Genomic DNA, 26,816 nt, shown 5'->3' with positions numbered 1-26,816 from the left:
GCGGCGGCGTAGCGCTCCGTGCAAATTTTCGATACAATTGTGATTAATGATTGCAAGATGACTTATGCAAGAGGAGAACATGCTATGCAGGCGATTACGCAGATTGACCATCCGGGCGCTGCGCCCAGGCAGTGGTCGGATAAACGGTTCCATACCTGGAACTATGAAATGCGCGAGCAGTTCGGCGGGAAAGTATTCAAGGTCATGCTGGATGCAGGCTTCACCTGCCCCAACCGCGATGGCTCCATCGCTGCCGGCGGCTGCACATTCTGCAGCGCGCGGGGATCGGGAGATTTTGCCGGCAGCCGCCGGGACGATCTGGTCACGCAGTTTAATACGGTCAGGGATCTGCAGCATCTAAAATGGCCCGAGGCGCGTTATATTGGATATTTTCAGGCTTATACCAACACCTATGCTCCTGTTGAAGAGCTCCGTGAATATTATGAAGCGATTCTGAGCCAGCCTGGTGTCGTTGGTTTGTCGATCGCGACAAGACCGGATTGTCTGCCGGATGATGTGGTGGACTATTTGGCGGAGCTGAACGAACGCACCTATCTATGGGTAGAGATGGGACTGCAGACGGTTCACGAATCCACGTCGAAATTGATCAACCGGGCGCATGATACCGAATGCTATAAGGATGCCGTCGCACGTCTGCGGGCGCGAGGAATACGCGTATGCGCGCATATTATCTACGGGCTGCCCCAGGAAACACATGAGATGATGCTGGATACAGGGCGCGCGGTGGCAGCCATGGATATACAGGGAATCAAAATCCACCTGCTGCATCTGATGCGCAAGACACCCATGGTCAAGCAATATGAAGCCGGTCTGCTGCGTTTTCTTGACCAGGATGAATATATTGGTCTGATCGCCGATACGCTGGAACTGCTCCCTCCGGAGATGATTGTCCACCGGCTGACCGGCGACGCTCCCCGCGACCTGCTTATCGGACCCATGTGGAGCCTGAAGAAGTGGGAAGTACTCAATGCCATTGATGATGAGCTCAGCCGCCGCAATACCTGGCAGGGCCGGTTATGGGAGGCATAGGCTGAGAATGGGGTTCCTATCCGTTCTGGGCATGGCGCACAAGCTGGCTGCCGACCGCCTGTCTCCCGGAGATACAGCTGTTGATGCGACATGCGGCAATGGCAATGACACTCTGTTCCTGGCCGAGCAGATCGGCCCCCGCGGCCGTGTGTATGCCTTCGATATTCAGGAGCAGGCTCTCCGGCGCACGAAGGAGCGGCTTGCTTCGGCCCTCCCCCGGGACCGGCTTCCCGAGCTGTGTCTGATCCATGGCAGCCATGCCGGCATGGCCATGCATATCGCGGAGGATTCCAGGAAGCGCCTGGGCGCTGTCATGTTCAATCTTGGCTTCCTCCCGGGACCTGAGGCCGATACTTCCATTATCACAAAGACCGCATCTACGCTCGCCGCCCTGGATGCGTCCCTTGGGCTGCTTCGTCCGGGCGGCATTTTGACAATCGTGCTGTATCCCGGCCACCCCGGAGGCGATCAGGAAGCCGCTGCTGTGGAGCAATGGGCGTCCTCGCTGCCCCAGGGTGCAGGACAAGCCGTGCTGTACCGCATGCCGCAGAAGCCTGCCTCGCCTTTCCTGCTGGCGGTAGAGAAGAAATCAATCCAGACCAAAGACTAATCCCGGGGCAATCGCTTGAAATTTATAAGGAGGAATTTATAATGGCTGTACGTAAACTGGAGCATGTAGGCATCATGGTTAAGGATTTGGATCAATCACTTCCCTTTTATACCGAAGTAGTCGGTTTGAAGCATCTGTATACCATGACGCACACCAACGGCATCATACGTCTTGCTTTTCTCGCGGGGGCTGACGCCCAGGAATCCCAGCTTGAGCTGGTGGAAGGCTACGAAGGAGAGCTGGCTGTTGAAGGCAGAACTCATCATACCGCTTTCACCGTGGATGATGTTGAGGCAGAATTTGCCCGTATCAAGCAGCTTGGCGTTCCATTAAAAGACACCGAAATCACGACATTGCCCAATGGAGCGCGTTATTTTTTCTTTTATGGCCCCGATGGCGAGTTTCTCGAGATGTTCCAGCCTGCCCCTGGCCGATAGAACCGGCACACCACTATACATAAATAAAGGAGAGATCCACTTGACACAAGCTTATCCCCTGCAATTCAAAGCCGAAATGAAAGAACGCATTTGGGGCGGCCGCGCCCTTGAACAGTTTGGACTCGAGCTTCCGGATGGCGCTATTGGCGAAGGATGGATGATTGGCGATCATCCTAACGGTATAACCAAAGTTATGAATGGCGAGCTGGCCGGACTTGGACTTGACGACATCAGAGAAAAATACGGACGGGAATTCTTCGGAACAAAAGGATTTTCCGAGCGTAACGGCCGCTTCCCGCTGCTGATCAAGCTGCTGGATTGCAATGATGACCTGTCCATTCAGGTCCACCCGACTGATTCTTACGAAGGCCTGCCCGCTGGCGAGCTCGGAAAGACGGAAATGTGGTATATTCTTGAAGCCAAACCTGGTGCGAAAATCATTTATGGCCTCAAAGACGGCGTTGACCGCGGCATTCTCGCCAAAGCCATTGAGGAAGGCAAGGTTATGGACTGTCTGCAGGAGGTCCCCGTGGAAGCAGGAGATGCCTTCTATATTCCGGCAGGGACCGTTCACGCTTTGTGCGCCGGTGTCGTCGTAGCCGAAATTCAGCAAAATTCCGATACGACCTATCGGGTGTACGACTACAACCGCCCAGGTCTGGACGGCAAGCTCCGCGAGCTGCATGTTGAAGATTCACTGAATGTCATTGCTTATGAGGGCGCAGGCGCAACCAGGATGAAGACGGATGCGGCCAAGGCCAATGAATGGCTGCAAATTGCCAAATCACCCTATTTTATCGTTGAAAAAGGGTTGGTGCGGGCACCGTGGAAGCTCTCCACGACTGCAGAGAGCTTCGTAATCCTCGTGGTGGCCGAAGGCACGGGAGCCATTGGCTGGAGCGGAGGCAAGCAGGAGATCAAGGCAGGAGAATGCTTTCTGCTTCCCGCCAGTCTTGGCGCCTATGAGCTTGACGGCGAAATGACCGTCCTGCGCAGCACCACTCCTTAACTTTCGCGCATAATCAGCATTGACTCCCCATGTTTTGCGAGGGCGAGTGTATCCAAGAAGCTATCCGCAGTCCAATAAAAAATCCCCGCCAGAACGAGACCGTTTCGATCACGCTTCCTGACGGGGATTTATTTTTAATTAGCTATCGGGCTTCAGTTGATCCTTATGAGCATGATGCCCGGTTCTATCATCAAATCGCGCTTCCGCCGAACATGAAGCGGTATTCCCAATGCTTGCCGGCAATCGTGTCCGTGCGGACGCCGCCTGATTCCTTGGAGTACGTCTGCAGGATTTGGCCATTGCCCAGATAGATTCCAACATGGGTAATCGTCTGTTTTGATTTATCAATGCCGGAATAGGCCGATTTGGAGGTTCCTTTATAGGACATAAAGAACATGAGATCTCCGCGCTTCAGCTGCTGCCAGTTTGTTGTGGTATGGCCCTTTTGCTTGACATAAGTTCCCTGTTGGCGGGAATCTGCCGGCAAAGTAAGGTTGATGCCGTCTTTGAATGCCGTCCGGACAAAATCGGAGCAGTCAAAGGTTGTCGTCGTATTGCGGTCGGAGCCGAACTCATAAGGCGTGCCCAAATATTTCATACCGGCAGCAATCACCTTTTCTACCAGTGCGTTCTGATCGCCGCCTCCGCTGTTTCCATTGCCCGGATTAACAGGAGCCGTCGGCTGTCCGCTTACTTGTATGTACTGCTTGTCCGTGCTGATATATCCCGTCACTCCGTGCGAATCCCTTACGTTGTACCAGTATGAGTTCGGCTGGCTCAGAATGGTTACCGTTTCACCTCTGGCCAGATAACGCATGCGCGCAGCGCTGGTGGAAGGTCCTTCACGAAAGGAAACGGAGGATATAATTGTTCCAGTTCCCGTACCTGCCGGCGCGCTGCCTCCCGATGCTGCCGACGGCTTGATATAACGGCTGGAGGTGGACACATAACCGGTGCTGCCCCCGGCATCTTTCACCTGGTACCAATAGTCGTTGACTTCAGACAATATTTCAACCTTGTCACCGGCATGCAGATACTTCATCACACTGCTGGATGTCGATGGGCCGCTTCGAAAGCTGACCGAGGCGACAATTTCTGCCGATGCTGCCATAGCCGTCAAGGGGACATTCAATAAAGCAATCAGAATAAGGGCCAAAATCATAGTTGTACGCTTTTTCATTCCAGTAATGACCTCCATTTTTCGCTTGCTTTTGATATTTTCGCAGTGATTTCAATTCTCATGTTCCGATGGATAACAATTTAGTTCCTTTAGCATACCCCTCCTTGATCTGCCAATTTAGGTCAATCCTGCTCGCCCTTTCCCATTGTACTTTCCACCCGTTTCAAGGATAAATCATACCTTCGGCTTAATTTACCATGGCAGGTATAGGATATTAGGATCATGAAAGCGATTACATAAATAATAAAAAAAAGCACCCCCGAGGGGATGCTTTTGGAATAAAACCATTGCCAAATCTTACTTTCATGACATTAATATACCTTTTACAATCGGTCCTATATAAGTACTTTGGAACTATTTTATCCCAGTAGTTTTAGTTCCGAGGTAATTGTTTCCATTATCAATCCGGTCTTTCATATTTTACATTTATGGTTCTTCTGCATTAAATTTGTCTCATAATTCATTCATTGGAAATCCTTTCAATTACATGTTCTGCCAAGCCTCGGCACTTGTTTGCCAATCCACACGATAGCCCGGCACCTCATGTCCCTTCTGCGTGATATCCATTAATACGTCATAGCGGTTTGTCGCGTCAATGATGGATTGATATTCCCCTTTTTTTATAGAAGGAAACGCAATAATTTCACCGGTATGAAAATAGACATGCAGCAAGGACTCATTTTCGTTATAAGAGCAGAAAGCAATTTGTTTGGATTCCACTGGCAAAAGCATAAAAACGCCTCCTTTGTATCTGAGTATGCACACAGCCTTGCTTGTATCTTTTTCCCCAATGCTGCTGCTTTTATGATAGAGAAATCTCTGCCTCAATGAACAGCAACATAAGCCAACTAAAGGCTCTACTGTATCCTTACCCATATTCTCTGGACAGAAACCCATTTTTTTGGAATCATGGAGAAAAAATATCCGTTAGATGGCTATTATATGTTTGGCTCTCCCGCATTAGAATGGTGACAAAAAAAACCAGCGCTATACGCGCCGGTTAATGCTATCAGGTCTGAGCCGGTTCTGAGCCAGGCTGCTCCCCATCTTCCATTCCCAGAGGCTCCACATGAACATGAACACTCATTATATTATGCTTGCGCTCCATGCGCCGCTCAATCTCATCGCTTATCCGGTGGCTCTCAACAAGCGTCAGCTCCGGATCGACCTGCACTACGACATCGATCAAGACATTGCTGCCATGAACACGGGCTTTAATGTCTTTGATGGAACGGACACCATGTGTGCTCTCAATCGTCCCACGCAAGGAGTGAAGCTCGTTCTCATTGAAACCATCCGTGAGCGCATGAGTCGAGCTGTAGAAGATTTCCCAGGCCGTTTTGCAAATAATAGCGCCTACCGCCAGTGCAGCTACCGGATCCAGCCACGGCAAACCGAATTGTGCGCCGATTATCCCCACAGCCGCTCCAACGCTGACAAGCGCGTCCGACAAATTATCTTTGGCCGCTGCGAGCAAAGCCTGGTTATTAATCCGTTTGGCCAATCTTTTATTATATATGTAGACACCCGCCATTACCGCTCCGGCCGCCAGCGCTATCCATGCTGAGACTAGACCTGGAACAGCCTTATGATCGGCGAACAAAGACTTGAAGGCATCAATCAGCACTTGAATCCCTACTGTTGCCATAATGAAAGAAGCGATCAGAGCCGCGATCGTTTCCGCACGGAAATGTCCATAAGGATGGTCCTTATCCGGCGGTTTTTGTGAGATCCGCAGTCCAACCAGGACCGCGGTCGAGGCGACAATATCCGTCAGGTTATTAAAACCGTCGGCGACAAGCGCCGAGGAGTCAAACCCGTACCCGGCCACGAGCTTGCAGCCCGACAGCACGATATACGCCCCGATACTCACCAAGGCTCCCTTCTCGCCCTGTCTTATCTCCTGATACTGATTCAATGCCAGGCACCTCTTTCTGTTTATGTAACTTACGCTCGTGCCATTTTTTTCTGATGTCGTTATCATACTAAACCAATATCGTGTGGGTCTAGAGAAACAGTGTTGGCAAAGACCTTACATTTATGCCGCGGCACAACTTGTTTGCGCCGGCTCAAATTGGCGTTTCCGCCTGCTGCATTCTAGCATATCCGTTCCGGGAGAAAATGAAACTTATGCTGCACAACGACAAAAGAACCCTGCCTCTGGATGGCGGGAGAGCATCAACTCCTAGCGTATTCACAAAAACAATAGTATCGATTATGCCATACCGGCACAGCTTGCCAGTAACGTTAATTCTTCAAATCATACTTATAAAGGACAAAATAAAAACAGCCTTCCTCGAAGGCTGCCATCACATGAAATAAGAACAGTGCGCTGTGTTTAATATCCCGGTTCTTCCTCGAGCCGCTCCGGTTCACCGCCCGAGAGCTTATTTCCACAAGACAGGCAGTGCTTGCTGCTAAGATCATTCTCCGTCAGACAATGATTGCAGATGACACGGATCTCGCCAATCGTGTTCTCAGGTCTTGGCTCCTCAGGAAAAGGCGTCCCGCATCCGGGGCAAAATCTCGTATCCAATGGAACAACAATGCTGCAGGTCGGGCAGGTTTTCTCAAACCGGATGTTCTTGATGCGCTCTTCCAGAAACTGAATCTCCTGATTCAGGCCATCCACCTTCAGACAGTGGCTTACAACCTCTTCTTCGGATTGCGCAATATTCCCCTCCTGGTGAGAGGCATGTATAGCTGTTCCAATGAGATAAAATAATTTATCCTTTTCTTTCTCTTTGCCGGATATTTGCGATTTGAGCTTCGTGATTTCTACGGTCTGCTGCGCCTTCCTGGCCGCGTCGCTTGCTCCCTGCTTCATTTTATCGAAAAAAGACATAGCTATCTTCTCCCTCGTTTCGTCAAAATTTTTCTATAATTCTTTTATATTAACACATGAGTATCCTTCAAGCTATGTCTGTGCGGATGATAAGCAGCACGATGAGCGAACGGTTCTTATTCAGCTGTTCCATCGCCGTTCCCTTCCTTTGCTTGCCTCAGCAACCGATCCAATCGATTGCCAAAGGAGGCACAGAGCACTTACTTATTACCGGATCAACAAAAAAAAGCAGCTGAGCCTCCTCATAAGAGGAAACTCAACCACTCCGCTGCCAGCCTGATCATTCAAGACAAGCCAGAACATTATGCTGCTCAAGGATAGATCTTACTCGGGCGGATACATCCGCTCGCGAAGCGCCTTGACTTCATCGTTTTCCAGGTATTCATCATAGGACATAATCCTGTCAATTACGCCGTTTGGCGTAATTTCGATAATCCGGTTCGCGATCGTTTGGACGAACTGATGGTCATGCGAGGTGAAGATCAATGTACCGTCAAAATCAATGAGACCATTATTCAGCGCGGTAATGGATTCGAGATCCAAATGGTTGGTCGGTTCGTCCATCAGCAGTACGTTCGAGCCCGAAAGCATCATCTTGGAGAGCATGCAGCGGACTTTCTCACCCCCGGACAATACGCTTGCCTTCTTAAGCGCTTCGTCCCCCGAGAACAGCATCCGGCCCAGGAAGCCGCGGATAAAGCTCTCATCCTGATCCTTGGAATATTGGCGAAGCCAGTCGACAAGGTTCATCTCCACGCCATCAAAATAGGCCGCATTGTCCTTCGGAAAATAAGCCTGTGTCGTGGTGACTCCCCATTGATAATTTCCGGAGTCCGGCTCGAGCTCGCCGGTCAGCACCTGAAACAGCACCGTCTTAGGCAGCGTATTCGGACCAACTAGAGCGATCTTATCGCCTTTATTGACGGCCAGCGTCCAGTTGTCGATCAGCGTAACTCCGTCTACTGCCTTCGTCAGCCCTTCGGTCAGCAGAAGCTGTTTGCCCGCTTCGCGCTCCGGCTTGAAGTTGATAAACGGATATTTGCGGTTCGACGGACGAATGTCGTCAAGTGAAATTTTGTCGAGCAGCTTCTTACGTGAAGTTGCCTGCTTCGACTTGGATTTGTTCGCGCTGAAGCGTTGAATGAACGCCTGCAGCTCCTTGATCTTGTCTTCCTTCTTCTTGTTCGAATCCCTCATCAGGGAGAGAGCAAGCTGGCTGGACTCGTACCAGAAATCGTAGTTGCCCACGTACAGCTGGATTTTGCCGAAATCAATGTCCGCAATATGCGTACATACCTGATTAAGGAAATGCCGGTCATGAGAAACGACAATGACGGTGCCCTCATAATTGCCCAGGAAATCCTCAAGCCAGTGGATCGATTCCATATCGAGGTAGTTGGTAGGCTCATCGAGCAACAGAATGTTCGGCGTTCCGAACAAAGCTTGCGCGAGCAGGACCCGTACCTTCTCGTTGCCGGAGATCTCTGCCATCGTCTTGTCATGCAGCTCCGGCGGAATGCCCAGACCGTTCAGCATGCTGGCCGCTTCGGACTCCGCTTCCCAGCCGTTCATATCGGCGAATTCCGCTTCCAGCTCGCCGGCGCGCATCCCGTCTTCATCGGTAAATTCCGTTTTGGAATAGATGGCGTCTTTCTCTTTCATTACCTCGAACAGCTTCTTGTAGCCCATGATGACCGTCTCAAGTACACGAAACTCATCGTACTCGTAATGGTTTTGCTTCAGGACCGCCAAGCGCTCTCCCGGAGTAATATGAACTTCGCCGCTTGATTGCTCAACCTCGCCGGACAATATCTTCAGAAACGTCGATTTGCCCGCTCCGTTGGCGCCGATCAATCCATAACAGTTGCCCGGCGTGAATTTAATATTCACATCTTCGAATAGCGCCCGCTTGCCGTAGCGAAGCGTAATGCCGCTTGTACTAATCATTGTGTGTGATCCCGTCCTTCACTCCAAAATCTAGTTCATCACACCATTATAACACATGAAGGCGCATTATTCCCATGAGAGCTTCACTTCTGCGCCCGTTTTTGAAGATTCAGAAATCACGTCAATCTCCGCCATCTCTATTTTCAAGCTTTGACTACGATCTTTTTCTCAGCCATACCTGCATCAGGGAGAACAGCTGATTCATGTCAAGCGGCTTGCTGATATAATCCGACGCTCCCGCCTCCAGGCATTTCTCGCGGTCCTGCTTCATCGCCTTGGCCGTAACTGCTATAATAGGCAGCTGCTCCAGGCGCGGAATTCTCCGGATTGCCCTCATCGTATCGTATCCGTCCATTACCGGCATCATGATATCCATCAGCACCATATCAATATCCGTCTCCGTCTGCAAAATACTCAGGCATTCCTGCCCATCCTGAGCCGACAGCACGTTCATTCCTTCGTTCTCCAAAGCATTCGTCAGCGCGAATACATTCCGGATATCATCGTCGACCACAAGGATCTTCTTCTTCTTGAAACCGGAAGTTTCCATATGAACGGCAGCCGCTTGTTCCACAGAGCCACCGCCAGAAGCCTGCTTCTCTTCCGCAGCCATAAATTCCGCCTGAGCGGCAAGCAGCTCCAAAATCTCCTGTTCCTTGGAAGGCACAATCAAAGTGAAGGTGCTTCCTGCGCCTTCTTCGCTTTCGACCCTTATTTCCCCGCCGAGCAATTTGGCAAATTCGCGGCTGATGGACAAGCCCAGACCCGTTCCGCCGTAATGCCTGCTCGTGGTGCCGTCCGCCTGCTGGAAAGCATCGAAGATGAGAGTAAGCTTGTCCGGCGCGATTCCGATTCCCGTATCCGTAACGGAAATTGACAGCCCATATTCCACCCTGCTCTTGTCCACCCCAAGCAATCTGCCCATTTCCTCGGCGTCAAGCCTGCTGACCTTGAACATAACCGAGCCCTTCTCCGTAAATTTGAAGCCGTTGGACAGCAGGTTCTTGATAATTTGCAGCAGCCGCTGCGTATCGGTATAGAACAGCTCGGGAACATCAGGCCCCCATTCGATAACAAAATCAAGCCCTTTCTGCTCCGCCACTTTGGAGAATTGCTGCTCCAGCATGGAGGGAAGCTCCGTCATATTCATGGGCTCTATGACAATGTCCATTTTGCCTGACTCGACCTTGGACAAATCCAGTATATCGTTAATCAGCGTCAGGAGATCCTGGCCTGCCGAATGTATAATGCGGGCATATTCCTGCTCCTCAGGGGTATGCGTGCCATTGCGGTTCTCACCCAGCATCTGCGACAGGATCAGCATGCTGTTAAGCGGGGTGCGCAGCTCATGCGACATATTGGCCAGAAACTGCGATTTATAGATGGAGCTTTGCTCAAGCTTGCCCGCATGCTCCTCAAGCACAATGCGCGTTTTCTCAAGCTCGTTGGATTTCTCCTCGGCAAAACGGTTCTGCTCCTCCAGATGCTCGTTGGCAACGCGCAGTTCTTCCTGCTGCGTCTGCATTTCTTCGGATTGCACCTGCAGCTCCTCGGTCATCGTTTGGGAATCCTTCAGCAGCCGCTCAACCTCCATCCGGCTTTCAACGCTGTTAATCGTCGTCCCGAAGGTCTCCAGAACTGTACTGAGGAGCTTTAACTGCAGGTCATTGAAGGCCCCGAGCGTCGCCAATTCAATAACGGCCACGACTTCTCCCTCGAACTCCACAGGAGCGATCAGAATCTGGCTTGCAGCGGTTTGTCCCAGTCCCGAGCTGATCTGGATATAATCGCCGGGTACCCGGTCCAGTTGAATAATCCTTTTATCTCTTGCGGCTTGTCCCACAAGGCCTTCACCAAGCCGAAAGCTCCTTGCTCCAATCTCGGCGCCTGACGCGGCATAAGAGGCTTTGTTGACAAGCCTGAAATGCTCGCCCTGACCGCTATGGATATAAAACACACCGTAAGAGGCATCCAGGAGAGGCGTTATTTTGGCAATAAAAAGCCTGGCCAGCAAATCGAGTTCTCCTACCCCCTGATACATGCTGACCACCTCGGTCAGCTTCATCTGCTTCCAGTTCTGCTGCTCCTGCGACTCCAGCAGGTTGTTGGTAGCAATGGCAAGATCGCGGATTTCGTCCCTGGTCTTGATTTCGATTCTTTGGGTCAGGTCGCCGCCGGAAGAGGCGATTTCGCCGATTGACCGGGTCACTTCCTTGATCGTGTTCACGATCGCACGCGAAATAATCAAGGCAGCCGAGACCGAGATCAAGGCGACGATGACCAACAGGCTGTACATTCCGATTTTCAAAATATTATTCTGCTCTTTCAGCCGCTCCGCGCGGTCGTTTGTCAGCACTTTCTCCGTTGCGCGGAAATCCTCAAACTGGGAACGGATCGAATCCATATCCGCTTTGCCCGGATCCGTCTTGAAAAATTCAAAAATTTCGGCTGTCTTATTCTCTCTCTTCATGTCGATCGTCGGAGCTCCGGCAATATCGATCCAATGCTGAAGCGTCACCTTCAGCTTTGCAAGTTTGTCCTGCTGGCTGGCATTATCGGTCAGAAGAGCATATAGCCGGGTATAATCATCTTTCCAGCTGTCTATCGCTTCATTATAAGGGGCAAGATAATTGGTATCGCCTGTAATGATATAGCCGCGCTGCGCGGTTTCCATATTAAGAAATTTCTTCTCGATTTCATTGGTCAGATTGTGAACTTCGATATCGTGATCAGAAATAAAATCAATTTCGTTCTGCAGCGATGAGATACGGGTCGAGACGAGGAAAACGGATAATGCCAAACATAAGACTACTACAAGGTAACCGATAAATATTTTGAAACGTATGCTCCGCCCTGAATAAATCGACATCATTATCTGCTCCTGCCCTTGTTTCGTAACAGATTTTGCTTCTGCCCAGTGTCATTCTTACTAAATAATATACTATATCCTGATAGTTTTGCATAAAACTTAATGGCAATTTTCAGACGATAAATGATATGCCATTGGCATCGTACCGCCTGGAGACGTTTGTGATGGAATCGGTAATGGTTTAAACTTGTAAGGGAATGAATCAATCCGAAATGGAGGCATTATCATGAAGCTATTATCCATTGAACCGACGCCAAGCCCCAATTCCATGAAGCTCAACGTTGACGAGAAGCTTCCGCAGGGACAACGGCTCAGCTATAAGAAAGAAAATGCAGGCGACGCGCCGGAGCAGCTGCGCGGGCTGCTGGACATAGACGGAGTGCGCGGATTGTTCCGCGCAGCGGATTTCATTGCCCTGGACCGCAAGCCGGGTGCCGACTGGGAGCGAATTCTGGCAGAGGCGCGGGCTCTGCTGCAAAGCGGCGAAGACGAGCAGGAAGCCGGCGGCGGGATATCGCAGGAGCATTATGGCGAAGCCCACGCATCGGTGCAAATGTACCGCGGCATCCCGATGCAGGTGCGCGTCCGTATGGGGGACCACGAGATCAAGGCCGCCCTGCCTGCGGCATTCACAGAAGCGGTAACCGCCGCGGCTGCCGCTTCCCTCATTCGCGAGCGCAAACTGGAGGAGCTCGGGATCCGCTACGGCGAGCCCGAGGAGATTGCCGCGGAGCTCGTGAAGGAGCTCGAAGCCGCCTACCCGCAGGAGCGGCTTGACGAGCTTGTGGCCGCCGCTGCCGCTGCCGGTCAAAGCGGCGGCGATGCCCAAGCGGCGGCAGCCCCGGTGCGGCCCGCCCCGCTGTCGGCGGCCGAGCTTGACGAGCGGCTCGCTTCGCCGGACTGGAGCGTACGCTACGAGGCGCTCTCGCGCACTTCGCCGGAGCCGGCGATGCTGCCGCTGCTCGCCAAGGCAATTGCCGACGACAACGTCTCCATCCGCAGACTGGCCGTCGTTTATCTGGGCGATCTGCGCGTGCCCGAGGCGCTGCCGCTGTTGTTTCAGGCGCTGCGCGACTCCTCCGCTTCCGTACGGCGCACCGCCGGCGATACGCTCTCGGATCTGGGCGATCCTTCGGCCACCGGTCCGATGATCGAAGCCTTGCTGGACCGCAACAAGCTGGTCCGCTGGCGCGCGGCCCGGTTTCTCTACGAGGCCGGAGACGAGACAGCCGTCGAGGCGCTGCGTGAGGCTGCTGCGGATTCCGAGTTCGAAGTCAGCCTGCAGGCGCGGATTGCGCTTGAACGGATCGAGCGCGGCGAAGAAGCCGCCGGCTCCGTCTGGCAGCAAATGACCTCACGAAACCGCGATTAAGTATACCGGATATGCAGGATGCAGCCTCTGCTGCTTCATTTAATCGCTCGGTAATCTCTTCATTCCTTGATTGCTGGGCACCCAGTCAGGTTGTACACCAATAGCCGAAAATAAAAGGACAGACCCCAAGCGAGCTGCTGCTTCGTAGGGGCTGTCCTTTTTTGCATGCATGAATCCAATCCGCTCCATGAATAATCCCGGATTTATCTTCCTGTTTACACGAGAACGTACGTTTGGTATAGTTGTTCTATCAAACATATGTTCCGGTTAATGTTCTGACCTCAGCTGATTTGCAGCATGGAGCAATCCGTTCCCAATCCAAGAAAGAGGTACATGAAAATTGGCGAAAAAAATATATGAATACGCGGTGGCGAAGCAAACGCTGAATAAAGTCACTGCCAAATCAATGCCGTTCGAGTGGTCCATTAATCCGTACCGCGGCTGCACCCATGGCTGCAGCTTCTGCTATGCGCGTGCGTTTCAGAGCTTTATCGGCCGTGAAGCCGACGATGAATTTCAAAACCGGATCACGATCAAGCAAAACGCGGCAGAAGCGCTTGAAGCCCAGTTGGCCAAAAAAGCCAAAAAATTCGGCGGAGATCTCGATGCAGCTGCAGATCAGATCGGTCTGATTGCAATTGGTACGGCAACCGACCCTTATCAGCCCATTGAAGGCAAGGCGATGATAACAAGGGAAATCCTTAAGGTGCTGGCCAAGTACCGGATTCTCACCTCGATTACTACACGCTCGCCGCTCATTTTGCGCGACCTCGACCTGCTGTCAGAGATGCGCATCTCGTCCATTAACATCAGCATCAACACGCTGCGTGCCGATGTTACACGCAAGATGGAGCCCGCAACCCCTTTTCCGGCCAAACGGCTGGAAACCGTCGAAGCTCTTATGAAGCGGGACATTCGGGCCGGAATTTTCATAGCTCCGATTCTCCCTTGTCTGACCGACTCTGGCAGGGATCTTGAGCAGCTGATTGCCGCCGCCCGGGACCACGGCACCGCATTCGCGCACGCTTCCCTGCTGCGTTTGTCTCCTGACGTGAAAGCATGGTATCTGCATATGCTGGAGCTCCATTTCCCCCAGCTTCTTGCCGCTTACCGCAATCTGTTTCCGGGCGCATACGCCAACCGCGCTTATGCGGATCAACTGATGGAGATGGTGCATAAGCTGCTCGAGCAATACGGCTTGTCCGGTCGACCGCAGCGCCGCAGGGATTTACAAACGGGTTCCAGACCCCCCGAACAGGAATTACGTCAGTCCCGTTCCGTTGCAGGCGGAGCGGTTGAGCAGCTTGAATTTCTATTTTGATTCTGTGTCTTCAAGTAGAAACTTGCCGCCCTTTGAAGACACTGCAAGTTTCTTCTCATAAGCCCTATAGACATGAAAACAAGGCGGGATTATCCGAATTAACCGGATTGTGCCCGCCATGTTTTTATTTGGCCAAATTAGATCACATTTTTTTTCGTAAAGCGGCTCATAATTTCTTCGTATTATGCAAACCTAATACAGACCCGTACTCATGCTGCTGCGCTTTTGAAAAGCAAAATTGAAGAAGGAGCCCCTACAAAAAATGGTGCATACGGATACTCAGTCGTTCACTTTACTTTGCACAAGCGACATTCATGGCCATATCTACCCCACGGACTACCAAAGCCGGCAAATCAAGCATCTGGGACTGGCGAAGCTGGCTGCTATGATCCGGCAGGAGCGTGAGCGGGATCCGCAGCTGCTTCTGATCGATAATGGCGATCTGCTTCAGGGAACGCCGTTGATGCACCACTTTGTCAAATATAACCGGTCGGGCATTCATCCTGCCATTATGACTCTTAATCATCTGGGCTACAATGCTGCGGTGCTCGGGAATCACGATTTCAACTATGGCCTCGAAATCCTCCGGCAGGCTGTCCATGACTCGGCTTTCCCTTGGCTGTCTGCCAATATCATCGATTCCCGGACCAGGCAGCCGGCGTTCGGCCAGCCTTATCTCATCAGACAAATTCGTCAAGAAGCCAAAGTAGCGATTCTTGGTCTTACGACACACTTCATTCCTCAATGGGAAATTCCCGAATTTATTCGCGGGTTAACCTTCATCGATGCGCTGAGCGCAGCGAAGAAATGGGTGGAGCTTATACGGAATGTGGAGAAGCCGGACGTCATGATCATTTCCTATCATGGCGGTCTTGAGCGGGATCCGGATACTGGAGAAGCCGTCGAAGTTTTAAGCGGCGAGAATCAGGCCTATGCGATGTGCACCGAGCTGGAGGGAGTGGATGTGCTGCTCACCGGCCATCAGCACCAGCTGCTGACCGATGAGGTAAACGGGGTGACGATTTTGCAGCCTGGCTGTAATGGGCTGGCACTTGGTAAAGTCAGCATTCAGCTGGTCAAACGAAAGGAGGCGTGGATGATTGCCCAGAAAACGGCCTCGCTTATCTTTACGAATGAAACCGTTCAGCCCGACATCCAGATCATGAAATTAACCGAGCGGCATGAGCAGCAGACACAGCTATGGCTGGATCGGCCCATAGGAGAGGTTTTCGACCATGCTCCTCTTCAGGATCCCTTGTCAGCAGGCTTGAGCGATCATCCATTCATGGATGATATGAGCCCGGATCAGTTGGATGCCACAGCCGCCGGGTTAACCCGCAGTGCCGTCTTAACCAGCGATTCACCCGAATCCGGCTCATCCGTAACGATGAGAGATATCATTTTCGATCATTAAGCTGAAGATTATTTGATCGGAATAGCATTTGCTTTTGGTTTATGGAGTATCCTTACCCAGAAGGCGGCAGGTTAAGAGATGTTGGAGCAGCAGCGGCTGAATCATTGGTGACAGCTGCAGGATAGCGTTTGACCCATTGGTGGTCAATCCTCATCTGGGCGTCGGTTTTCAGAAAATAATTGTAGCTGACAACTCCTGCCTGGTCCGGTGTGGGATCATCCCATGTTGCATCCAGATGATACCAGTTGGAATCGATATTGACCAAGTTCCAGACATGGCTGATTTCACCGACTTTGCCCTCAATCATACGGGATTCGATACCTGCTGAGGACAGCATTCGATATAGAAGCAGCGCATAGCCCTGACATACCGCCTGCCTGTATTCAAGCGCCTCATAGGCCGTATAACGCTGCAGGGATTCGTCATACGCCAGATGCAGCACGATCCAGTCGTGGATCGCCTTTACCTTTTCCCTCTGGGACATTGATGGTTGTATAATGTCGGGCAGCAGATCACGGACCTTCTCCTGCACGATAAGCTTCTGCTCCGGGGTCTCCCGGTATTTGACCGTCAGCTTGATATTGGCGTCTCCGCCCCATGTATGAACCGCATACAGATAAGAATCCACGATATACGCCGTATAATCATCCGCTTCGAAGGCTTCCTTGAGCAGGCTAGCAATATGAGCCGAGAGCTCATCTTTGTTCCCTGAATAATCAATATTCATCTCGGTTTTCTGCAGCAGCAGCTGCTGCTTCACATGGTCTTTAAGCTCCCCAAGCGTGGACAGGTCCGAAGCGGCTTTAACCTTGGTGAAGCTGAAATCCGAGCCGAGCACAAAGGTTAGCAGGATGATGATAACCCCCATGATAGAAGAAAGCCTGTTCATAGTCCGCCTCCCTTTTCTCCATTTTGTTCCATTATACCCTAACGCAGAAGGGGGAATAAAGCTTTGGCGGCAATTAATCATGATCCGTTATCTTTATAGTGCAAATCCTGCTGTTTGTCCTTCCCGCCTGTCCCGTCTATCAAGATTTCGGCACAGTATTTGGCACAAGTTCTTCTCATACCGTTTGCAGGAAAAAAACAGTCTAAATAAGCGGACCCGTATAAGGTTTATGATTATAGGGGAAACGAAACAAAGACGTTATTCACGGCCCAGACGATCAGTCTGCCTGCACAGTTCGCAGATTCCTCGGGCGTAAGAGAGAACTCTTTCTTGAACACGCGGTTAAAATATTTCACATCCTGATAGCAAGAGCTTGGCGGCAATCTGATACACTTTGCCGTTGCTGCCCTTCATATCATGTTCAACGCAAAAACGCCCATCAACCCGGCATAGCCGAATCAAGAGGCGTTCATATTTACCGCTTATACTGCGTTTTTTTTACGCAATCTTCCCTGTAAATTTCCTACTCTTCTTTTACATAATCGCGCCAGACATGCTTGGGCTGCCAGCCGAGCAGCCGCTTCGCTTTCTCGTTGCTCAGCAGCGATTCGTAGCCGGCAAGCGGTTGGCGGAAATCGTTCACCTCGGGAAAACGCGCAGCCATCAGGTCGCGGCTCGTCACAGCCATGCTCGTATCGTCGGCGGCCAGATTGAGGGCGACCGAACCGAGCCCGTCCGTTTCTATCGCCAGACGGCATGCTTCGGCAACATCGCGGGTATCCACATAGCTCCACAGAATCCGGTCACGCATGTCCGGATTATGAATGAAACGCGGGAACCCCTTGTATGCATCCGGCGCAATAACGTTGCCGATCCGCATCGATACGACCTGCATGCCGGTGCGGCGGTGGAACATGTCCGCTGTCTGCTCATTCACTACCTTGGACAGGCCGTAGCTGTCCTGAGGCAGCTGCGGATGCTCCTCATCGACCGGCACATACTGCGGACCAAAGCGGTTAACCGCAAACACGATGCCGTAGGAAGACTCGCTTGAAGCGATAACCGCCTTCTTGATTCCGAGTCCTGCAGCCGCTTCCAAAATATTGTACGTAGACATGACATTGTTGTTGAAGGTCACTTCGCTTGGCTTGATATGCGCAGCCGGAATAGCCGCAAGATGCACAACGGCATCCGCTCCCGCCAGTACGCCGTATGTTTCGCCAAGGTTGTTCAGATCTATGAGAAGCGTCTGACAAATCGGTTCCTCAGGATGCTTTACGTCCGCGTTTATTACGTCATAGCCCTGTTCGACAAAATGCCTGACCACCCATTTGCCCAGCATCCCGCTTCCGCCGGTAACCACTACTTTCGCCATTCTACTGGCCTCCTCCTATTTGGTCTTTCACCAGAACTTTTCTATAAACCTCTTATAGTATACGTTCCGCCCTATACAATTAAAAGTAGTGAATTTATTTACATTTAATTATAGATGATATATCTACTATACTTTATAATACCTCCATATAATCGTTGCCCTTCTGATTATTATCATCTGTACCTTGATCGACTGCTCAACGCATTTCATTGAAATTCTATAATAAAAGGCTCATTATCTGCTGCCTGGACTGCAGTAGTCACAGACGCAGACCTTATCTCTCGTACATACGGCTTCTGTCCATCAATCACAAGCCTGCTGTTTTCTGGACTCCATGCCGAGCCTGGTCTCTTATTGGCTCACAAAACCGCTCCCGCTCCATGTTCCGGGGATGAGACTGATGCCGATTCAATCCCATCATTGTCTGCTTACCGACCAATCTCCTGCAGATTGGCTAAAATCTCTTTTAACCATCTGTCCAATATAGGGTCAGCATGACTGTTCCATTTCCCGTGCCATGGACTGCAGTTTCTTTTTTGAGCGGTGTAGCTGTGACTTCACTGCACTAACGGAGGTGTTCTGAAAACGTGCCAGCTGTTCATAGGACATCCCGTATTCATATATAAGCAAAAGAGACTGCCGATGCTCCGGTTCCAATGACAAGAGCAGCTCGTGGACGGTTTTCATTTCTAGTGAATGCTCCATTCCTTCTTCGGAAGCCCCAGTGATGAATTCGATATTATCGTTCCATATTTCCTGTCTTCTAAGTCTTTTCCGGTAAAAGTCGATAGCTGTATTTCTGGAAATGGCGTTTAGCCAGGCTTCCTTCTTTTCTTTATCCTTCAACGTATGGAAACGGCGGAAAATCTTCATGAAGGTTTCCTGTACCACATCCTGAGCCAGAAAGTGGTCTCTTATAATCGAATAGGCAGAATAATAAACTTGCTTGTAGTGCTTTTGATATAAAGCGCTGAAAGCTTCGTCCATTGCTCCATCCTTCGCTGTCTGTTCATCCTTTAGCATAGAAGCCCACCCTCTCGAAAGATGATCTCCCCCATCATCGTTCACCCTGTCATGACGATCTTTCTCTCCTTAACCGGGTCTATCCCTCTCTTATCCTATAAGTTCGATATGAATAAAGCTTCTCCAACTTGTAAAAAGCATGTAACAAAGTTACCCGTCTTTTAATCCCTCTGTTCACCAAGCAGAAAAAGTTGCAAATAACTCCAAAAACTCCTATTATGATATTAATTAATATAATCATTATATTAATTAATAATAATATTAATCCAAGGAGATGAAGCTGGCAGTGGCAGATCTGAAAACAGTAACCAACAAAGTCATTGTGAATACGGATTTAAAAGAGGGCACAGTCAACCGCAATCTATACGGTCATTTCTCCGAGCATTTGGGTAGATGTATTTATGAAGGAATCTGGGTTGGCGAGGATTCTCCCATTCCGAATACGAATGGTATCCGTAATGATGTTGTTGCTTCGCTCAAGAAGCTTAAAATTCCTGTACTGCGCTGGCCGGGAGGCTGCTTCGCCGACGAGTATCATTGGAAGGACGGCATCGGTCCAAGAGAATCCCGCAAGCGGATGATCAATACGCATTGGGGCGGTGTCATTGAGAATAACCACTTCGGTACCCATGAATTTCTGATGCTGTGTGAAATGCTGGAATGCGAGCCCTACATATCCGGCAACGTTGGCAGCGGGACGGTACAGGAAATGTCGGAGTGGGTGGAATATATGACCTCGGGCGGCGTGTCCCCGATGGCGGATCTGCGCAAGCAGAACGGCCGGGAGAAGCCGTGGCACATCAAATATTTTGGCGTGGGCAACGAAAACTGGGGCTGCGGCGGCAATATGCGTCCTGAATATTACGCCGATCTCTATCGGCAATACCAGACGTATGTCCGCAATTACGAAGACAACCGGATATACAAAATCGCCTGCGGCCCTAACGGAGCAGATTACCGCTGGATGGAAACGCTGATGAAGGAAGCCCATACGAAGATGGATGCGATCAGTCTTCATTATTATACGGTTCCCGGCAGCTTCTGGGATGGAAAAGGAGCAGCGACAGGCTTCCCGGAAAACGAGTGGCATCTAACCATGAAGAAAGCGCTTTATATGGAGGAGTTGATCGCGAAGCACTCCGCCATTATGGACCAGTATGACCCCGGCAAGCGGGTCGGATTGATTGTGGATGAGTGGGGGACCTGGTTCGACGTAGAGCCTGGCACCAATCCGGGCTTCCTGTACCAGCAGAATACGATTCGCGATGCGCTCGTAGCCGGGATCACCCTTCATATCTTCCAAGAGCACTGCGACAGAGTGCAGATGGCGAACCTTGCCCAAATTGTGAATGTGCTGCAGTCCGTGATCTTGACGGAGGGGGAGAAAATGCTTCTGACGCCGACCTATCATTTGTTCGACCTGTTCAAGGTTCATCAGGATGCGGCCCGTCTGCATACACATAGCATATCGCAGGACTATGAAGGAGAAAGCGGCAGCATACCGCAGATCTCCGCTTCCGCCACTGAAGATGGGCAAGGCCGCATTCATGTCAGCTTATGCAATATAAGCCATCAGGACGGAGCTGAAGTTGAGATTGAGCTTCGGGGATTGGAAAACAAAACGCTCTCCATCACAGGCACAGGGCTGTCTGCCGATGTCATCGATGCCCATAATACGTTTGATCAGCCCAACAATGTGAAGCCAGCCCCATTCCAGTCCTTCACCAGAGAAGGCTCCGCAATCAAGGCGAAGCTTGCGCCGATGTCAGTAGTCTTGCTTGAAATTGCTGCGGAATAGGAACCATCTCCATGAATCCTATGAATCATACCTCTTCCTGCAAAGGCTGCTCCGATCATTACAAGGTGACGGAAGAGCAAATCATCCGGATCTTGTCGTCGAATCTGGTCAAGCACGGCAGCTGTGTGCCCGATGAGCTGTACGAGCGAAGACTCGGCGCCTGCCGCGAATGCGCCAGGCTGCTGGATGGCACAACCTGCATGCTGTGCGGCTGTATTGTCCGCGTCTCCGCCAAGTTTGCGGAAAAGCGCTGTCCCCATCCGGGCGGAGACCGGTGGATGGCAGAGCCATAAATGAAGCCAGCAAGGGGAGTGCATCATGATTATCATGCTGAACTCCCCTTGTTTATCTGTTTTCTACTGGATGTGTTCAACGCCGATACATGAAATCTTATGCTGTTCGGCAAGTAGCAGCGCTGAAGGCCCCATTTACAAAGCCGGTGCTGGACAAAACGACAAACGGATACTGCAATCACGAATCCTTGGATGAATCTGATTGGCGGCATTATTAAGCGCCAACAAAAAACCTCCCGCTAGGGGGAGGCAAACAAATTTGATTTTATGAGGTAAGCTCCGTCCATGTTTTCAAACGGATTGCTCATAGATGCTCTCCCTCCCATCGCCTTTTCCCTGCCTGCAGGAAATTATAAGGTGAACGGATGGATTCGAATCGCCGGAGAAGCTCTTCCTCGTCCCACACCGATGCTTCATCAGGGAACGAATCATGCATGGCGCATACCGCAAGCTCATATCCTGGGCAGCAATCGTACAGCCGAAAACTGCAATGCTGCAGCAGAAGCTCTGTGTTCAACTTAATTCCGGGGCTCCCGACGCTATCGTCAATAGAGAAGTTGAACGTATCAAGTCCAAGCCGCATCCCCCGCCCGTCGGCCTTCATATAACTTTCCTTCAGCGTCCACAGCCGGTAGAAGGCCCTCGTACGCTCGATGCCTGTCAATCTATCGAGATCCGCCGCTTCCTGCTCCGTGAAAAATCGTCTTGCAATGCCGGGCTCAACCTCTTTGATCTGCTCTACATCAATGCCGACTGGCTGCCGGTCCGTGATGCAGGCTACCCACTCTCCTGAATGCGCAACGTTGAAATGAAAGTCTGCAATCCCTTCGAGCTGCGGTTTCCCGTAGTTGTCAGGCACGATCCGCAATGCCGAATTGTCTAGCCCAAGCTCCTCGCCAATCATGGTACGTATGAGCAGCTCCGCCATCAGTCCTAAATTAAAATCTTTGTTATGACGGAAACGCTGCAGCCTGTCCAGCTTTCCGGACGATATGTGCCCCAGCACTTCAGCATATCGCCCGCGGCTTCCTTCCGTATGGACGCGCACTGCCGTCACTCTCATCCCGGTCCCCTCCTGCTCGCAATAATTCCCCCTGAACGAAGTCGATGGCCGCCTGCCGCCTGCACGGGGTAATTGATATGGTTGAAGCTATTCATAGAATCCTCCGCGTTGTTTTGGAAAATAGGATATCATTAATCTGACCTTCCAGTAAAATCAATCATTTGTCAACCAATAGTCTTAGCTTTTAGCCGGGAATATGGCATAATTCCTGCCGACTGCTGCTCATCATATATGAGTCTGCTCTATTTGATTTAACCTGTCGTTTACAAAAAATGCAAGAAAACCCAGACGCATATAGTCTGGGTTTTCTTGGTGGAGCCGACGGGCAGCGAGCCCTGATCACTCCAATAACATTTCCGAGGGCCTTATTGCTTAAACTGTAGTCATCCCGGCCATTTCATCTGCTCCTTAAACCCTTCGCATTCATAAATGCTGTTATCCCCTGATGGTAAAATCTGCTCTATCATCACCAGTTAAGAATTTCTCTTGCCAACGTAACCAAATCCAGAATATCGATCGCTCCATCCGCATTCCTATCATAGTTCTTCACCGAATCCCAGTCTGCGTCCGCCGACGTTTTGCCGTAAGCAGCCGCCATGATCGCCAGGTCGCCAATACTTATTTTGTTATCGTAGTTGTTGTCGCCTGGAATTTTCTCAATAACCGATGCTTTGAATGTCTGCAGAGCCTCGTTCAATGCGGACGCAGCCTGCTCCACCTCGGTTTGTGAAGCATCCTCATTGGCTGCCACGCCCTGGGCCAGATCAATTGCCGCTTGCAGAAGCGCTTTCGAGCCTGCAGGATACTGTCCTGGAAGCTTGCCCTCCACCGCATGATCGTGTGCCCCTTGCGCCTCGTCAATAAGCTCGTTCAGAGCCGTTTTATTGATAACGTCGATTTGTACATTATGAGTGGTTCCCTCAAGTGTCGATTCAACGCCTTCTTTGTTGGCCGCGATCACATTCGCAACCTTGATATTGGCGATACCTGCCATGGCATCCGATTTCGCTTTGAAGGATAATGTAATCAGTCCGCCGTTCGGGTCAGCCTGAAGCTCGCCAAGATGAATGCCAAGGATACGAAGCTTTCCTGGCTCATCCTCGTAATCGACGACGACGAATTTCTTATCGTCCGTCGAGACCGGAGGAGATACAAGCCCGATTAAGTCCGCATCGTATTCTATAGTGATATCCTGAGCCAGGATCTCGGCTTCGACCCCATTCAAGCCATAAGTCAGGTCGAAGGATTGGCCTGCTTTGACGGCATCGGTCCCGTTTAGAACAACTCCCTCAGGCGCAGGGCCTTCCAGTGTACGAATGTCAGCAGCAAGATTCTCTGCAGCGGTGCCTGTTTGATTAACGGCAGCTACCTTGACATTATAGCTTGTTCCGGAAGCCAATTCGTTAAGCTGAAATACATTATCCTCAGTGCTTCCAACAAGCTTGCCGTCAACAAACACGGAATAGCTTTGTGCATTATTGGCTTTAGGCCATGAAAGCAGGATTCTGTCACCGGAAACGCCGATCGCTTGATAGTTATCGACTGTCCAGGATGGAAGCTGATCATAGCTGCTTGTCGGCTCTCCTGCTTTTTTGAAGAAATTAAAGCTGAACGTAAGATCAGGGAAGAAATCAAGGAATCTCACACCGGTGAATTCTGCCTCTTGATAATTGGCCAATGAAACATCGTTAACGGCGACAGCATTGTTCGAATAGTAGCCTGGTGCAGGAAAATACCAATACGGCTCCTGGCCTTCCTGTGTATAACCCGAACGGTCGATCACTTCGCCGTTGAATTTCTCATTTCCGTTTACCTTCACTTTGACATTCGTCGGGTCTATTCTCGCGCCGAAAATGAATCTGACGCTGCTGCCGTTGTCAGCGGCAACATCATTGTTGTTTTTGACCGTGGTGATCAAAGGATCGAAAATAACCTTGGCATATTTGAACATGTTATTGCTGCCAAAGAATGTTATTTTGTTCGTAGCCACTTCGATGTATTGAACACCGTCCTTCAAGCCTGCGCCTTTGGCTACGAGCTTGTATGAACCGTATTCCTTCGTTTCCCCGGGCGAAAGCGTAATTTTCGCTTTTCCGTCTGCAACCGCAACGGTACGGATTAAAGCTCCGAACGGTTCATAAATGGAAATGGTATCCGCCGTTGTGCTCGCCGTAAACGAAGCGCCGTAGCCCTGCAGGAATCTGCTGGCATCAAGATCGATATTATAGTGGCCTGGAATCCCCCAGGGAATGGCATCATAAGAAGGCGTATACGGAGTGGTGTATGCGTTTGCATCCGCATATGCGGTGTTTGTCGCAGATGTAATCCCCAGGGACGACGCTTCAGTCCAGCGGATGTCCTGGTCAAGGATCGGATTATCGATACCGCGGAAATATTTCTGACCCATCATCAGCAAGGCGTTGCGGTTATACGAAGTAATGGTATGGCCCTGGACGGTAAGGGTAACCTGAGCGCGGCGCGGGTCAGCGCCAAGAAATTCATATACCTTTCTGGCGGCGAAGACAGATTGTGCCTGGCTTTCGGCAATCGTCCAGCCGTGTTCCGTACCGCCCATTACGATGACAGGACGCGGCGCCATCAGAGCAACCAGCGAGTTTGCGTCTACAGGCACTTTGAACAGGTCATCATAACCGGGAGTGGTTGTTCCTTCGAAGGTAATCCCGTCCTTTGGAACGGACAGTCCCCAAGGATACTGTTTGGCTGTGCCGGCCCCTCCGAATCCTTTGCCATCCGTATAGCCGTTCGTCGAACCGACAATGGCCATTTCTTGGAGATTCAGCGACGTCCATGAGCCGCTGCTCTGGCTTGCAGCCGGCATGGATTCGTTGGACTGGCCCATTCTCCATGGATAGACTCTGCCGTCATATCCGAGACGTATGCTTGCTGCGCCGAATTGACCGGATTGATCGGAGCCACCAATTGCGATACGGGGCTCGAAAGCCGCCATAGCCAGCGAAAGCTTGCCGCCTATTGAAAGTCCCATCGACATAACCTGCTTGGAATTGATTTCCGGAAAAAGCACCTTGCCGTCAGCAGTCACAACTTCCAGAGCATCCATAAAACGGCGGACACCCCAGCCTTGGGCCGAAATGTAGGTAAAATCATTGGTTTTGGCATCGTACGGGAACAGATTATTCAGAATACCTGTTCTTGCCGCGTTCTGGCTGGCAAACGCCGGTATGGAGGTTGTAGCGTAACCGGCATTGGTATAAGCAGTGCCGCTATCGCCAATGACGAGCGGATAAGGAGCGGTAACGCCTGCCGCAGCGGCCTGCGCTTCCGTAGGCAATGTGATGGTAACATCTACCGACTGCGTAACTTCTCCAACCTTCATTGTAATGGTAAGCTTGTTTCCATTTCTCATGGCGCTTAATTCCTCCGGCGCATCAGGAATATTGCCCATAAAATAGGTTTGATACATTTCATCGAGCTCTGCCCGTCTTTCCGGCCACTGGGAAGGATCAGTCACCATCGTTCCATCATAAAACCGGAAGGGGTTCGGAAGCTCATAGACCTTGTCCAATTCCGCTGCGCTTTTGAATTCTGTTGCAGCAGATATCCACTTTGCATATAGGGTCCGGCTTCCAATTACAGGTGCATTGAAATAATAGGCGGATGTTAAATCTTCATTAGAGAACCAGCCTGCAAATTCTTTCCCCTCTCTTACAGGGTCAGCAGGTTTTTTTGCCGGTTCCCCGGCTGCAACACTTTGCTCCGGTACAGCATTGCCACCGTTTGTTTGGAATGAAACGGTAAAGTCAGCGGCAGCCAACTGAGTCGAGGCATATCCTCTGACGGAAAACGCGACTTTCTCCAGATTGCTGTCAGCCGAACCTGCCTGCGCCGTGTTCAGGGGAACGGGCATGAGCATCAGAGCGGCCAGGATAAGGCCGATGATGCGTTTTGGCTTTTTCATTACAAACATCTCCTTTGTTAGAATTAATAGCACTTTGCATGTTAGTTGGCCTGTGAAAAATGCGGGACGCTGCGGTATTCAAGTCCGGTTTGTGCTTGATATAGGCTGCGAGAATGTAACCCCCTGTCCTGTATTCAATTAGCTGCTTGTACCATGTATACAAGTCATACAAGCGCTTTCAAACAACTTATCATCTTCTTATCTATTTGAATATTATCCATTATCCTACTGCTAGCCTGTAATGAAACCAGCGATATTCCCGTCTAATAACCTTTTTCCTATTCATATCAAAATTCCAAAAACTATTGCTGCCAGAGCAGCAGAAGTTATACTTTCCGATATTTTAAAAAAAAAGAGAAACCGCCTTAAACAGCAGTTTCTCTT

20 protein-coding genes are annotated in these 26,816 nt (G+C 50.7%); 9 read left to right on the top strand and 11 right to left on the bottom strand.

Annotation, left to right across the window (positions count from 1 at the left end; genetic code table 11):
* Nucleotides 1-84 precede the first annotated feature (84 nt).
* The 4 genes from mnmL to AC0YNV_RS16450 are packed head-to-tail and all read left to right on the top strand — an operon-like array spanning nt 85 to nt 3,106.
* Nucleotides 85-1,050, top strand: a complete 966-nt coding sequence (gene mnmL / locus AC0YNV_RS16465; protein ID WP_475769034.1) for a tRNA modification radical SAM protein MnmL/YtqA — start codon at nt 85-87, stop codon at nt 1,048-1,050.
* 7 nt (nt 1,051-1,057) lie between these two features.
* A complete protein-coding gene (gene mnmM, locus AC0YNV_RS16460; RefSeq protein WP_475769033.1) occupies nt 1,058-1,660 on the top strand; it encodes a tRNA 5-(aminomethyl)-2-thiouridylate-methyltransferase MnmM in 603 nt (200 codons plus the stop codon).
* Between the two features lie 41 nt (nt 1,661-1,701).
* Complete coding sequence (locus AC0YNV_RS16455) at nt 1,702-2,097, top strand: VOC family protein (protein WP_475769032.1); 396 nt, start codon at nt 1,702-1,704, stop codon at nt 2,095-2,097.
* Between the two features lie 40 nt (nt 2,098-2,137).
* Nucleotides 2,138-3,106 (top strand): type I phosphomannose isomerase catalytic subunit, encoded by a 969-nt coding sequence (locus AC0YNV_RS16450; protein WP_475769031.1) that lies wholly within the window; start codon nt 2,138-2,140, stop codon nt 3,104-3,106.
* Between the two features lie 190 nt (nt 3,107-3,296).
* Here AC0YNV_RS16450 and AC0YNV_RS16445 read toward each other — a convergent pair whose 3' ends face one another.
* The 6 genes from AC0YNV_RS16445 to AC0YNV_RS16420 all read right to left on the bottom strand — a co-directional run bounded on the left by AC0YNV_RS16445 (nt 3,297) and on the right by AC0YNV_RS16420 (nt 11,950).
* Complete coding sequence (locus tag AC0YNV_RS16445) at nt 3,297-4,286, bottom strand: C40 family peptidase (RefSeq protein WP_475769030.1); 990 nt, start codon at nt 4,284-4,286, stop codon at nt 3,297-3,299.
* Between the two features lie 483 nt (nt 4,287-4,769).
* Nucleotides 4,770-5,018, bottom strand: coding sequence for a hypothetical protein (locus AC0YNV_RS16440; RefSeq protein ID WP_210045477.1), 249 nt, complete (start codon nt 5,016-5,018; stop codon nt 4,770-4,772).
* A 277-nt stretch (nt 5,019-5,295) separates the two neighbouring features.
* On the bottom strand, nt 5,296-6,204 hold the full coding sequence (locus AC0YNV_RS16435; RefSeq protein WP_475769029.1) for a cation diffusion facilitator family transporter: 909 nt from the start codon (nt 6,202-6,204) through the stop codon (nt 5,296-5,298).
* Nucleotides 6,205-6,624: 420 nt separating this feature from the next.
* Nucleotides 6,625-7,131: a zinc ribbon domain-containing protein gene (locus tag AC0YNV_RS16430; protein WP_210045475.1), complete on the bottom strand. Its 507-nt coding sequence runs from the start codon at nt 7,129-7,131 to the stop codon at nt 6,625-6,627.
* 324 nt (nt 7,132-7,455) lie between these two features.
* Nucleotides 7,456-9,078: an ABC-F family ATP-binding cassette domain-containing protein gene (locus tag AC0YNV_RS16425; protein WP_475769028.1), complete on the bottom strand. Its 1,623-nt coding sequence runs from the start codon at nt 9,076-9,078 to the stop codon at nt 7,456-7,458.
* 154 nt (nt 9,079-9,232) lie between these two features.
* Nucleotides 9,233-11,950: a CHASE3 domain-containing protein gene (locus AC0YNV_RS16420; protein ID WP_475769027.1), complete on the bottom strand. Its 2,718-nt coding sequence runs from the start codon at nt 11,948-11,950 to the stop codon at nt 9,233-9,235.
* 223 nt (nt 11,951-12,173) lie between these two features.
* Here AC0YNV_RS16420 and AC0YNV_RS16415 point away from each other — a divergent pair, with 223 nt between their 5' ends.
* The 3 genes from AC0YNV_RS16415 (at nt 12,174) to AC0YNV_RS16405 (ending at nt 16,054) form a co-directional block, all read left to right on the top strand.
* Nucleotides 12,174-13,319, top strand: a complete 1,146-nt coding sequence (locus AC0YNV_RS16415; RefSeq protein ID WP_475769026.1) for a conserved virulence factor C family protein — start codon at nt 12,174-12,176, stop codon at nt 13,317-13,319.
* A 340-nt stretch (nt 13,320-13,659) separates the two neighbouring features.
* On the top strand, nt 13,660-14,640 hold the full coding sequence (locus AC0YNV_RS16410) for an SPL family radical SAM protein (RefSeq protein ID WP_475769025.1): 981 nt from the start codon (nt 13,660-13,662) through the stop codon (nt 14,638-14,640).
* A 262-nt stretch (nt 14,641-14,902) separates the two neighbouring features.
* Entirely contained in the window at nt 14,903-16,054 is a 1,152-nt protein-coding gene (locus AC0YNV_RS16405) for a metallophosphoesterase (RefSeq protein WP_475769024.1), read from the top strand.
* Between the two features lie 52 nt (nt 16,055-16,106).
* Here AC0YNV_RS16405 and AC0YNV_RS16400 read toward each other — a convergent pair whose 3' ends face one another.
* The 3 genes from AC0YNV_RS16400 to AC0YNV_RS16390 form a co-directional block, all read right to left on the bottom strand.
* The gene (locus AC0YNV_RS16400) at nt 16,107-16,943 is read right to left on the bottom strand and encodes a transglutaminase domain-containing protein (protein WP_475769023.1); all 837 of its coding nucleotides are present in this window, start codon (nt 16,941-16,943) and stop codon (nt 16,107-16,109) included.
* Nucleotides 16,944-17,466: 523 nt separating this feature from the next.
* A complete protein-coding gene (locus AC0YNV_RS16395; protein ID WP_475769022.1) occupies nt 17,467-18,318 on the bottom strand; it encodes an NAD-dependent epimerase/dehydratase family protein in 852 nt (283 codons plus the stop codon).
* 489 nt (nt 18,319-18,807) lie between these two features.
* On the bottom strand, nt 18,808-19,305 hold the full coding sequence (locus AC0YNV_RS16390; RefSeq protein WP_475769021.1) for an RNA polymerase sigma factor: 498 nt from the start codon (nt 19,303-19,305) through the stop codon (nt 18,808-18,810).
* 331 nt (nt 19,306-19,636) lie between these two features.
* Between AC0YNV_RS16390 and AC0YNV_RS16385 the strand changes: the two genes are divergently transcribed.
* Nucleotides 19,637-21,139, top strand: a complete 1,503-nt coding sequence (locus AC0YNV_RS16385; protein ID WP_475769359.1) for an alpha-N-arabinofuranosidase — start codon at nt 19,637-19,639, stop codon at nt 21,137-21,139.
* An 11-nt stretch (nt 21,140-21,150) separates the two neighbouring features.
* Nucleotides 21,151-21,432, top strand: a complete 282-nt coding sequence (locus AC0YNV_RS16380) for a DUF6171 family protein (RefSeq protein ID WP_475769020.1) — start codon at nt 21,151-21,153, stop codon at nt 21,430-21,432.
* Nucleotides 21,433-21,736: 304 nt separating this feature from the next.
* Here AC0YNV_RS16380 and AC0YNV_RS16375 read toward each other — a convergent pair whose 3' ends face one another.
* Both AC0YNV_RS16375 and AC0YNV_RS16370 read right to left on the bottom strand, forming a co-directional pair.
* Nucleotides 21,737-22,495, bottom strand: coding sequence for a 4'-phosphopantetheinyl transferase family protein (locus AC0YNV_RS16375; RefSeq protein WP_475769019.1), 759 nt, complete (start codon nt 22,493-22,495; stop codon nt 21,737-21,739).
* 466 nt (nt 22,496-22,961) lie between these two features.
* Complete coding sequence (locus tag AC0YNV_RS16370; protein ID WP_475769018.1) at nt 22,962-26,432, bottom strand: glucuronyl esterase domain-containing protein; 3,471 nt, start codon at nt 26,430-26,432, stop codon at nt 22,962-22,964.
* Nucleotides 26,433-26,816: the final 384 nt, after the last annotated feature.

The sequence above is a fragment of the Paenibacillus sp. JT31N11 genome (assembly GCF_056269285.1).
This window is presented reverse-complemented; position numbering and strand designations above follow the sequence as displayed.

Coding starts and splice junctions, on each gene's coding strand:
- mnmL (WP_475769034.1), top strand. CDS start 85: ATGCAGGCGATTACGCAGATTGACCATCCGGGCGCTGCGCCCAGGCAG.
- mnmM (WP_475769033.1), top strand. CDS start 1,058: ATGGGGTTCCTATCCGTTCTGGGCATGGCGCACAAGCTGGCTGCCGAC.
- AC0YNV_RS16455 (WP_475769032.1), top strand. CDS start 1,702: ATGGCTGTACGTAAACTGGAGCATGTAGGCATCATGGTTAAGGATTTG.
- AC0YNV_RS16445 (WP_475769030.1), bottom strand. CDS start 4,286: ATGAAAAAGCGTACAACTATGATTTTGGCCCTTATTCTGATTGCTTTA.
- AC0YNV_RS16440 (WP_210045477.1), bottom strand. CDS start 5,018: ATGCTTTTGCCAGTGGAATCCAAACAAATTGCTTTCTGCTCTTATAAC.
- AC0YNV_RS16430 (WP_210045475.1), bottom strand. CDS start 7,131: ATGTCTTTTTTCGATAAAATGAAGCAGGGAGCAAGCGACGCGGCCAGG.
- AC0YNV_RS16425 (WP_475769028.1), bottom strand. CDS start 9,078: ATGATTAGTACAAGCGGCATTACGCTTCGCTACGGCAAGCGGGCGCTA.
- AC0YNV_RS16420 (WP_475769027.1), bottom strand. CDS start 11,950: ATGATGTCGATTTATTCAGGGCGGAGCATACGTTTCAAAATATTTATC.
- AC0YNV_RS16415 (WP_475769026.1), top strand. CDS start 12,174: ATGAAGCTATTATCCATTGAACCGACGCCAAGCCCCAATTCCATGAAG.
- AC0YNV_RS16405 (WP_475769024.1), top strand. CDS start 14,903: ATGGTGCATACGGATACTCAGTCGTTCACTTTACTTTGCACAAGCGAC.
- AC0YNV_RS16400 (WP_475769023.1), bottom strand. CDS start 16,943: ATGAACAGGCTTTCTTCTATCATGGGGGTTATCATCATCCTGCTAACC.
- AC0YNV_RS16395 (WP_475769022.1), bottom strand. CDS start 18,318: ATGGCGAAAGTAGTGGTTACCGGCGGAAGCGGGATGCTGGGCAAATGG.
- AC0YNV_RS16390 (WP_475769021.1), bottom strand. CDS start 19,305: ATGGACGAAGCTTTCAGCGCTTTATATCAAAAGCACTACAAGCAAGTT.
- AC0YNV_RS16380 (WP_475769020.1), top strand. CDS start 21,151: ATGAATCCTATGAATCATACCTCTTCCTGCAAAGGCTGCTCCGATCAT.
- AC0YNV_RS16375 (WP_475769019.1), bottom strand. CDS start 22,495: ATGAGAGTGACGGCAGTGCGCGTCCATACGGAAGGAAGCCGCGGGCGA.
- AC0YNV_RS16370 (WP_475769018.1), bottom strand. CDS start 26,432: ATGAAAAAGCCAAAACGCATCATCGGCCTTATCCTGGCCGCTCTGATG.